We start from the raw sequence: 11107 nt of genomic DNA on the forward strand, positions 1-11107 counted from the left end.
AGTGTACAAACGTTCACTAGTGTAAGTGAACGTTTTTGCCATAGCCAATAAATTTTTGAGCATTTTGGTCAATTTATTGTCATTTTAATGCGCTTTTTTTGATGGTTTTTGCCTATGTTTCAAAATATTTTGCCATTTAGCTCATTGGCATAATTTTTAAAGCAGAAAGCCACGCACGTAAACCCGCAGGTTTGAGCGGTTTTTTCAATAGAACAATATTTTGCTGTTTCAAATATTGAGGCAACTCAGGATCAGAATCTGCTGTAATTAATGCGACTGGAATGTGTGCAGGGCGATATTGTTCAATAAAATCTAATCCCCGTTGATCATGATTTAAATGCTGATCGATTAACCACACTTGAATATCTTCTTGTTCAATTAGTTTTAGTGCTTCCGACGGTTCAGTCGCGGTAAAAATTTGATAGCCCCATTTGCTTAATAAAGTCCGCATACCTTGTAAAATAGTTTCATCATTGTCTAAACAAAGCACTTTATATGCTGTATGTTGCAGTGCGGTCACATGCGATGTAGTCGCTTGAATTTTTGGTGCTTCGGCGAGCGGTACTTCGATCATAAAGCAAGAACCTTTACCTAATTCTGAGTAGACATGCACTGGGAAATCCAGCAGGCTGGTCATACGTTGAACAATCGCGAGACCAAGCCCAAGTCCTTGTTCACCCCAAGGGGAGGTATGCCCGCAACGCTCAAATTCTTGGAATAATTTCACCCGTTGTTGTTCATTGATGCCAGGTCCTGTATCCCAAACACCGATTCGAATATGGTTTGGTCTTTGTGCAGAACGTAATACACCAACAACGACACGACCTTGTGCTGTATAACGCAGTGCATTACTAACGAAATTTTGAATAATTCGTCGCATCCATTGTGGATCGGTATCAACCCAGAATCGGGTATCGTGCACAGACAATTGAATATTACGCTGCGCTGCAATTGATTTGAACTGAAGTTCAAGATCACTCAATAAGTCATGTAATGAATAGGCTTGGCGTTTTGGTTGGATGGTTCCACCTTCTAAACGGGCAATATCGAGTAGGGCAGAGAGCATGCTTTCAGCACCATACAGTGCGCGATCAAGTTGTTGTAAGGTTTGTTGATCTTCAGCTGAGCTGACACTCTGTTCCAACGCCGTACTGAACAAACGTGCTGCATGCATCGGTTGCAGCAAATCGTGACTGGCCGCTGCCAAAAATCGACTTTTAGATTGATTGGCTTTATCGGCTTGTTCACGGGCAAGTTGCTGTTCAGCTAGTGCATTTGCAAGCTGTTGAGTTCGATCACTCACTCTTTCTTCAAGAATCGCTTCATTTTCGCGGAACGCAGTAATATCGGCGAAGGTTGTGACGAATCCTCCACCCTCAATAGGATTACCGCGCATTTGAATGACCAAGCCATCTTTACGAATACGTTCAAATTCATGGGCGCTACCGACTTTCATCCAGTGAATTCGTTTACGGACATGTTCTTCAACTGAACCGGGTCCACATTCTCCACGTTCTGCGTTATATCGAATTAAATCTGCAATTGGACAACCGACATAAACGAGGTCTTTAGGATAATCAAATAAGGTAAGATATTGATTATTCCATGCAACCAAACACATATTTTTATCAACAACACTTACCCCTTGAGTCATGTGGTCGATCATGGTCATCAAAAGATTTTGGTTAAAGCGTTGCCATTGTGAAGCTTGATCGAGAATATTCGCGACTTGCCCCAATGCTAATCCATTGTTGATCATGGCGGTGGTGAGTAAAGTACGTGCTGATGCAGCACCAATAATGCCTGCCAAGTATTGTTCAGTGAAGCGCCACCACATGCCATTTGCAACATGATTTTCATTGAGTACGACATGATTTTGTTCACAAAATTGCTGGAATGCTTGTGTCGTAGGGCGATCACCTGTAATTCGTTTAGCCAGCGCCAATAAATCGCCAACTTTGAGCCGTGCTGCATTTTGTGGTAAATCGGTTAAATCAAGATTTGTCTGTGTAGAGGGTAACGGTTTGCTTTCATAGTAGAAAAAGCTTTCAGCCTGAATCTGTTCCGCAACACTTGGGCGATACAAACGAGACCCCCAAATATAGCAAATAATATTCAGTCCCAAAGACCACATGACACCATGGGTCAATGGTGCAAAAGATTCAAAACCAAGTAAAGCTTCTGGACGTAAGCTATTAATATCGAAAGGTCCAAACAATAATAAATGTTGTGCGAACGCTTGATATTGTTCTGGGAGACTACGTAACAAAGTAGGAAAGAGCAGTGTGTAGCTCCACATGATGAAGCCTACGATCAGACCAACGTAGACACCTTGACGGCTTGCACCACGCCAATATAAACCACCAATGAGTGCTGGCGAAAATTGCGCAACTGCGCTAAAAGCCAATAGGCCAAATACTGATAATTGATTAATGTCATTAAAAAAGTGGAAGAATAAAAAACCCAGTAACATCACACTGATAATACTAATTCTTCGAGTTAGTTTGAGTACTTTTGGTAATTGTTGATCATGTCGAGAGATAATCTTAAAGTGCCATAAAGCAGGCATAATTAAATCATTACTGAGCATGATAGAAAGTGCGACGGAGGCAACCAGTAACATACCTGTTGAAGCAGAGAAACCACCTAAAAAAGCGAGTAATGCCAACCAATCTTGCTGATAACTTAGAGGGAGCGCCAATACCGCAATATCAGGTGTACCTAATGTATCTGGGAGGGAGTGTAACGCCCAACTGGCGATAGGAATAATCGCCATAATTGTTAAAATTAAATAAGCTGCAAACCAGCGTCTGGCCCCACGAATATGTTTTTCATCACGTAATTCGACTACGGCAACATGAAACTGTCGTGGTAAACAAATCATAGCTAGCGCAGCGAGTAAGGTTTGTACCCAGAAGGTTTCAGGAACCCCTAATTGTTGCAAATCTTGAAAATGTTGAGTGACATCATTGCTGACTTGTTTGATATTTTCGGGGGATTGGAATAAGAAAAAAACTGCAACGCTAAGTAATGCAAACAGTTTTACAAAAGATTCAAAAGCGACTGCAAGCATTAAGCCGCCGTGCTGTTCAGTATGTGCAATATGCCGCGTGCCAAAAATCATAGCCAAAATCGCAAGTACTGCTGTAAGTAATAACACACTATTTGTGCTGGTATGAACATGTGCATTCTGTTCGAGTACAACGGAGGCACTCAATGCAATCGCTCTTAATTGCAAAGCGAGATAAGGGATAATTGCAATCACTGCAAGAATAGTGACTAAGGCTGCGAGACTACCGCTTTTGCCATATCGGGCAGCAACGAAATCGGCAATTGAAGAAATGGCATGATGCTGACGAATCCGTCCTAACCGTTTCCAAATGTCGTAACCAAACCAAATAAAAAGTAATGGTCCTAAATAAATTGGTAAGAAAATAATACCTTCACGGACAGCTGCACCTGTTGCGCCGTAGAATGTCCAAGATGAGCAATATACGCCTAAGGTTAAGCTGAACATCAACATGCGACCACGTGTACTTAAGCGACTGGCATGTTTTTCGCCAAAAAAAGCACAGCCGAATAACAGCGCGATATATAGGGCAAGTGCCCCAATAATAAGCCAATTGTTCATATTGCTCACGTGATCAAACTCCATTTTCTATCATACCCGAAGCATCAAAAGGGTTATGAGCAGAGATTTGTATTTAGAGACCAAAGTCTAAGTTACGAGTCAAGCATAATCTTGTTAATTTAAATAATGAAAAATCCCTAGTAAAAAAGGGGTCCACGGCTGGACACAAAAATAAGGAGTTAATGATGGATGACTCACAGGTAGAACGCATTCTACACAATCCAAAGTTTCAAGAAATGGTCAGCAAAAAACGTACATTAAGTTGGACATTAACAGCAATCATGTTGTTTATCTATGTCGGATTTATGCTTTTAGTTGGCTATAACAAAGAGTTCCTAGCAAGTTCTTTTAGTGGTGGTGTAACAACATGGGGCATGCCCCTCGGTTTAGGCATTATCGTACTGTCATTTTTATTGTGTGGTGTCTATTCATACATCGCCAATAATAAACTGGATCAGTTGAATGAAGAGGCTCTCAAGGAAGTTGAGGCAATCACACATGAAAAAGGGATGCACTGAGATGAAAGGGACGTCATTCAAAGCGAAACTGTTCGCGCTTGCAAGCCTATGTTGTTCTCAAGTTGCATTTGCTGGCCCTGATTTAGGTGCAGCAGAGCAACAGGCAACGAACTGGCATGCAATCATCATGTTCACCATTTTTGTTGGTTTCACTTTGTTTATTACTAAGTGGGCAGCAAAACAAACCACGAATACAGCTGATTTCTATACCGCAGGTGGTGGAATTAGTGGCTTCCAAAATGGTTTAGCGATTGCAGGTGACTATATGTCAGCCGCATCGTTCCTCGGTATTTCAGCACTTGTGTTCAGTTCAGGCTTTGATGGTTTGCTCTATTCACTTGGTTTCATGGTCGGTTGGCCAATCGTACTTTTCCTTGTTGCTGAACGTTTACGTAACTTAGGTAAATATAATCTTTCTGATGTAGTTTCTTTCCGTTTGGAAGAAAAACCAGTTCGTACCTTAGCTGCATTAAGTTCTTTAGTTGTGGTTGCATTTTATCTGATTGCTCAAATGGTAGGAGCAGGTCAGTTAATCAAATTACTTTTTGGTTTGAACTATAATATTGCGGTTGTAATCGTCGGTTTGTTGATGATGGCATACGTAATTTTTGGTGGTATGTTAGCAACCACTTGGGTACAAATCATTAAAGCCGTAATGTTACTCAGTGGCGCAACATTCATGGCATTCATGGTGATGAAAGCTGTTGGCTTTAGTTTCTCAAACATGTTCAATCAAGCGATTGGTGTCTATAGCCAATCTCATAGCATTAGCTGGGATGAAGCTGCAAAAATCATGGGGCCTGGTAAATTGGCTGCAAACCCGATTGATGCGTTATCACTTGGTCTTGCATTAATGTTTGGTACAGCAGGCTTACCACATATCTTAATGCGCTTCTTCACTGTTAAAGATGCGAAAGAAGCTCGTAAATCAGTTGTAGTTGCAACAGGTTTCATTGGTTACTTCTATCTGCTCACCTTCATTATCGGTTTCGGTGCGATCTTATTCGTTTCTAACAACCCTCAGTTCCTTGATGTCGCTAAAGCAGCGGTAACAGGTAAATTAGAGTTGGTTGGTGGTAACAACATGGCTGCGGTTCACTTAAGTGATGCAGTTGGTGGCGACTTGTTCATGGGCTTCATTTCAGCAGTTGCATTTGCAACAATCCTTGCTGTAGTTGCTGGCTTAACACTTTCAGGTGCTTCTGCGATTTCACATGACTTATATGCAAACGTATTCAAAAAAGGTCAAACTACGCCTCAATCTGAATTACGTATGTCAAAAATTGCGACTTTAGGTCTAGCAATCTTTGCCATGATTCTAGGGATTTTGTTCGAAAAACAAAACGTTGCGTTCATGGTTGGTTTGGCATTCTCAGTGGCTTGTTGTGCAAACTTCCCAATACTCGTATTGTCTATGTTCTGGAAAGGTTTAACGACTCGTGGTGCAGTCATTGGCGGTATTGTTGGTCTAGTGACTGCGGTAACCCTGATCATTCTTTCTAAAGCAGTTTGGGTTGACACGTTGAAAATTTCAGACACCCCAGTGAATCCATTCAATGGTCCTGCAATTTTCGCGATGCCATTATCTTTCCTTTGCTGCTGGTTCTTCTCAGTCACTGACAAGTCAGCTCGTGCAGAGAAAGAGCGTAAAGCGTTCGATGCTCAGTTTGTTCGTTCACAAACAGGTATTGGTATCTCTGGTGCATCTGATCACTAAGTAGATCGAATCCTAAGAATTAAAGCCCTCAACATTTGAGGGCTTTTTCTATTATTGATGCATACTGGCCAGTTGTTGCGCTTGATGACGATAGAGTGACAAACCGATTCGTTGCAAATGCCGTCCTTTTTCTTCAAGCAGTTGATTTAATTTTGGGATATGTTTGGCACCTGTATAGAGTGCTAGATTGCGACCAATTAAATAATAAGCAAACCATGAGGCTGACTGTGGTGCTAAACCCAATTTCTGCATTTTCTTGCGACCAATAAAGAACTGGGTAATTTCGAGGTGTTGCTTATAGGCGAGTTTTTGCTGAAAAGAGCGTAGGTAACGATATTTCCGTTCAAAGGGTTCTTTGGAAAGACTAGAGCCAAGAGAAATACTGCTCTCATCAGATTGAGGATGTGCAAACTGCATCCAGTACATGAGTTTCCAGCCATCAGCTTCATTATCCACTAACCATTTTTCTTCAATGCCCATCAACCAGCCTGCGTATTTCCAGAAATGTAAAAAGCTGTCAATTTCTTGCTTGTTTGGAAAAATCCCCAAAGCCCGAATACCCAGCAATACCACACCGCTAAAGGCAATATTGGTCATGGCCTGATCATATTGATTGATAGGCAAACCCCAAGTTTCAGCATCCCATTTTTCAGATTTTTGCAGTTGATGACGCACCAGCGAATGAATAAAACGCACAAAAATCGTTGAGGTAAAGCCCTTGCTAAAACGTTCAAACCCATCTTGCTCGGTGATATCGACCCACCATTTAGTTGTTTCGGCTAAGCGTGTTCCCGCCTGTTTTTTTAGTGCACCTGTCAGGACTAGAGGTTGATTAAAACCAGGGTACAAATAACCTGTCATTAGCGATAGATCTCGTAGGATCAGTCCGTTATTGATGCCTAGGCGATAGGTAAATTTAAGTGCTTCATCGACTTTGGCTTGGTCGTACCAATCAGGTTTTTGTTCCACTAACTGGAAGAAGGTAGTCAGTTCAGCAATCTCATGTGGTAATTTCTCAAGACCTTGATATAGCGCAGTTTCAAAGTACTTACGATGTAGTTTTGGATTTTGAAGTATCCAAAGCAGTAGTTGGTCCATGGGCGCATCACCAGTTTGCAACGCTGTGTTCAAGGAGAGATATTCTTGATAATTCGGTTGAATTTGTTGATGCGTCATATAACCAAGAATTTTGGTTTTAATATTTGATTGAATCATGTCTTCAAACGCTGCTAAGCGTTTAGGTTTAACGATGCTTTGCATTGCATAAAGCCCCTGATTGTTATTTAATCAAAGCTTAATATGAATAAATATTCGTATTCAATTCGCGTTTTAATAAAGGCTGAACATGAGAAAAAGACCCCAGCAGCAACGTGCAAAAATGATTGTCGAAAGTATTCTGGAGGGAACGCAAAAATGTATTTCTGAATATGGTGTATTACAATTAACAACACCTAAAATTTCTGAAAAATCAGGGGTAAGTGTCGGATCAATTTATCAATATTTTGAAAATAAAGAACAGATTGTTGCTGAACTATTGTTACGTAAAAGCGAAAATTTAGGGCAAGCACTAAAGCAGTTAGTGATGCTCCAACAACAAACAGCTATTCAAGACATCATCACATTAAGTATCGCTTTTGGTTTTGAATCATTGAAATCGGATCATGGTTTCTTTATCGAAATCTTAAAAAATTGGCATGCCTATAGTGATTCAGAAGCGGCACAAGTATTAGAGCAGCATTTCTTGGAAGTGGGTATGTACTTATTTGGACGTTATTACCCCCATTGGGATTTTGAGACTTTAAAACACAAGTCTTTTGTGATTATTAACAGTACCTTATTTACCATGATGCGTTATGCCAGTAAAAATACCTTTTTAATTGAAGAACAACGTTTGCAACAAGAACTCTCTAAAATGATTATTGCTTTTTTAGATACGGTGTGATGCCATTAACTTAATGAAAATCATAACAATCACATGGAAAACAACATGCAAAGCTTAAAACAATTTTGGGGCAGTTTTCGTTTATTACCTTCTGCGTGGTTGTTGTTGGTGCAATTGGCCTTATTAGTTATGGCGATGTTGACTTATGGAGATAGTGAATATCGTGCCTTAACTTGGTCACTAGGTGTTTTAGCTCTCTTAATCATCGCCAAGGTTATTCGCCAAACACCAGTATTCACATTTTGGGGCTTAGTCTTTGTCAGTGGTGCTTTTCTGTTTTCAATTTTAATTTTTATTGGCTATGACAATTCAAAAATCCAAATCATCGCTTATAGTTTTGAAGCATTAGCGTATTTTTATGCTGCTTATGGATTATTACGTTATATGTTTGCAGATCGTTATCTCACCAAAGATGAATTATTTGCTGCAGGTGCAGTTTTTACCCTCATCGCTTGGGCATTCGCCTTTTTATATAGTATTTGCCAGTTGCTTTTACCCCATAGTTTTCAAAACCCAAATCAGCCACAAGATTTACAAGTTTGGCTCGATTTATTATTTCTGAGTTTTAGTCTGCAATCAGCAACGGGTTTATCTGATTTGATGCCAATTAGCCCAGCCGCTAGAGTATTAACCATGCTACAAATGTTTGGTGGGGTGATGTATCTCGCTGTCGTGGTTTCTCGATTAATTGCATTACAATACATTGCCCATTTACCTAAGCAATCGAGCGATAAAGAATAAATACAGTTACAGCATTACAACTGCTTTATTTTTCACATTTTTTATAATCAGTATCGAGTTTTACACCGCTGAACTCGCTTTTATTCACTATGTGAATGTCTTATTTGACCCTTAGGGTCTGTCATTATCATTAAAAAAATATGGGGGAATTATGCCTTCCAAGCCATCTTCGCAGTTTGCGAATGTGAATCCAAACGTGTTTTTAAGCACGGTGATTATCATTGCGATTTTTATCGCAATCGTCATTATCGCACCCAGTTCCTTTGAATTTCTGACACAACAACTGAAGCAATGGATTACAGATTCCTTTAGTTGGTTCTATGTCCTCTCTGTTGCGGTGTTTTTGATTTTACTGATTTATATTGCCTGTTCGGCCAGCGGCAAAATTAAATTAGGACCAGATCATAGCCAACCTGAATATAGCAATGGTTCTTGGTTTGCTATGCTGTTTACCGCAGGTATGGGCATCGGTTTGATGTTCTTCGGTGTTGCAGAACCTGTGATGCACTATGTCAGCCCACCGAGTGGTGATCCTGAAAGTATCGCATCTGCACAACAAGCCTTAAGGATTACCTTTTTCCACTGGGGTTTACATGCATGGGCAATTTACGCCGTGGTCGGATTGGCTTTGGCCTATTTTGCTTATCGTCATAATCTGCCGTTAAAAACCCGTTCCGCCTTATACCCTATTATTGGTAAGAAAATCTATGGCCCTTGGGGGGATGGGATTGATACCTTTGCCACCATTGGCACGGTTTTTGGGGTAGCGACCTCTTTAGGTTTTGGTGTTACTCAGATTAATTCTGGCTTACATTATTTATTTGGAGTGGAGCAAAGTAGCCAAGTCCAAGTGGGTTTGATTGTCTTTGTCAGTATTCTCGCTTCAATGTCAGTATTTCTCGGTTTGGATAAAGGCGTAAAACGTCTTTCTGAGCTGAATCTTGTCTTGGCTTTGGTGCTTTTAGCCTTTGTATTTATTGCTGGCCCAAGTATCTATCTACTACAAACGACCATTCAAAACATGGGTTCGTATATGTCGAACCTATTTGGTATGACCTTTAACCTCTATGCTTATCAACCGAATGGCTGGATTGGCGGTTGGACGATTATGTATTGGGCTTGGTGGATTTCATGGTCGCCATTTGTAGGGATGTTTATTGCCCGTGTATCGCGCGGCCGAACCATCCGTGAGTTTATTGTGGGTGTATTACTGATTCCGACTGGGTTTACCATTATCTGGATGGGCTTTTTAGGTAATGCTGCACTGTTCAATATTATGCAAGAGCATAATGTCAGTTTGATTCATGCAGTACAAAGCGATTCATCTGTAGCTTTATTTGAATTTTTGAATCATTTGCCATTTTCAGGAGTGATGAGTTTATTGGCGACGGTATTGGTGATGCTCTTTTTCGTCACATCTGCGGATTCGGGTGCGCTGGTTACCGATTATCTCACCGCTAAAACCGAGAATTCTCCAACATGGCAAAGATTGTTTTGGACGGTGTTGATGGCAGCATTGGCCATTATCCTGCTGTTGGTGGGTGGTCTATCGGCATTGCAATCTTCCATCATTATGAGTGCATTGCCTTTTACTTTTATTATGCTGCTGATGAGTTGGAGCTTACTCAAAGCCTTGAAGTTAGATGTCACTAAAATGAAGGCCATTCAAGAGGCGCGTATTACTCCACGTGCCATCAATAATCCACGCAGTTGGCAGCAGCGTTTAGGTTTAATTATGCATTATCCGCATACTGAAACTGAAGTTAAGCACTATATCGAGACACAGGTACGTAAAGCGTTTGAAAGTATTCAGCGTGAATTCAAACGCCGTCACGTGGAAGTGGAGATTCGTGAAATCGAAAATGGTCTGCAATTGCATGTCGATCATCACCATGAAATTAACTTTATCTATAAAGTGGTTTCACATGCCACTGTTCCACCTAGCTTTATGTTGGGACGAGCAGAAGAAGATGAAGCCAATTACTTTCAAGCAGAAGTCTTTTTAAGAGAGGGTGGACAAAACTATGATGTGATGGATTGGACGCAAGAAGATTTAATCCAAGACATTATTGATCAATATGAACGTCATCTATACTTCTTGAATATTGTGAGAGGGAGTACTCCTTAAGAGAAAGTACTTATTGCAATACTGAGAACAACGGTTTTGAGCGATCAAAGCCGTTGTTTTTATTTTGGGTGGTGAAGTTTCAAACATCAATCGAATAAGAGACAAATTTTTGCATAGAGTAAGGTGCTTAAAATAAAAGCTAAACATAAAGATAAAGTTGTTTTTTGCTGATAATTAAAGCGTATTTATTGAAAAGTCATTAAATTACAGTTATTTATGTTGATTAAATTCACTTTTAAGAAAATTAATAAATTTTAAATTATATAAATCAGTAAATTAGGTAGGTTGAAGTTTAAAAAAAAAACAACCGAATTTTAAATTTTCTAAAAGTGCTTGCGTGTGTTTTGAAATGCTGTAGAATGCACATCCATCGGCGGTGATGCAGATAAAAACTTGTTGAGAAACAAGGATTTGGCTAGATTAGTTAGGT

7 protein-coding genes are annotated in these 11107 nt (G+C 40.2%); 5 read left to right on the forward strand and 2 right to left on the reverse strand.

The annotated features are described in order from the left end of the window. Positions 1-136 precede the first annotated feature (136 nt). Positions 137-3631, reverse strand: a complete 3495-nt coding sequence (locus CDG59_RS07440; protein WP_171295003.1) for a PAS domain-containing hybrid sensor histidine kinase/response regulator — start codon at positions 3629-3631, stop codon at positions 137-139. A gap of 185 nt (positions 3632-3816) precedes the next feature. Here CDG59_RS07440 and CDG59_RS07445 point away from each other — a divergent pair, with 185 nt between their 5' ends. Then, a complete protein-coding gene (locus CDG59_RS07445) occupies positions 3817-4149 on the forward strand; it encodes a DUF485 domain-containing protein (RefSeq protein WP_005155260.1) in 333 nt (110 codons plus the stop codon). 1 nt (position 4150) lies between these two features. Continuing rightward, the gene (locus CDG59_RS07450; RefSeq protein ID WP_087544553.1) at positions 4151-5866 is read left to right on the forward strand and encodes a cation acetate symporter; all 1716 of its coding nucleotides are present in this window, start codon (positions 4151-4153) and stop codon (positions 5864-5866) included. 51 nt (positions 5867-5917) lie between these two features. Here the strand turns inward: CDG59_RS07450 and CDG59_RS07455 are convergent, their stop codons facing one another. Further along, positions 5918-7126, reverse strand: a complete 1209-nt coding sequence (locus CDG59_RS07455) for an oxygenase MpaB family protein (RefSeq protein ID WP_087544555.1) — start codon at positions 7124-7126, stop codon at positions 5918-5920. Positions 7127-7211: 85 nt separating this feature from the next. Between CDG59_RS07455 and CDG59_RS07460 the strand changes: the two genes are divergently transcribed. From CDG59_RS07460 to CDG59_RS07470, 3 genes are all read left to right on the forward strand, one after another. Beyond that, a complete protein-coding gene (locus tag CDG59_RS07460) occupies positions 7212-7808 on the forward strand; it encodes a TetR/AcrR family transcriptional regulator (RefSeq protein WP_087544557.1) in 597 nt (198 codons plus the stop codon). Positions 7809-7853: 45 nt separating this feature from the next. Next, positions 7854-8549 carry an ion channel gene (locus CDG59_RS07465; protein WP_005155251.1) on the forward strand — a complete coding sequence of 232 codons (696 nt, stop codon included), beginning with the start codon at positions 7854-7856 and terminating at the stop codon, positions 8547-8549. Between the two features lie 151 nt (positions 8550-8700). Continuing rightward, positions 8701-10677, forward strand: a complete 1977-nt coding sequence (locus tag CDG59_RS07470) for a BCCT family transporter (protein ID WP_087544559.1) — start codon at positions 8701-8703, stop codon at positions 10675-10677. The last annotated feature ends 430 nt before the right edge of the window (positions 10678-11107 follow it).

The organism is Acinetobacter sp. WCHA29 (assembly GCF_002165335.1).
Classification (GTDB): Bacteria; Pseudomonadota; Gammaproteobacteria; order Pseudomonadales; family Moraxellaceae; genus Acinetobacter.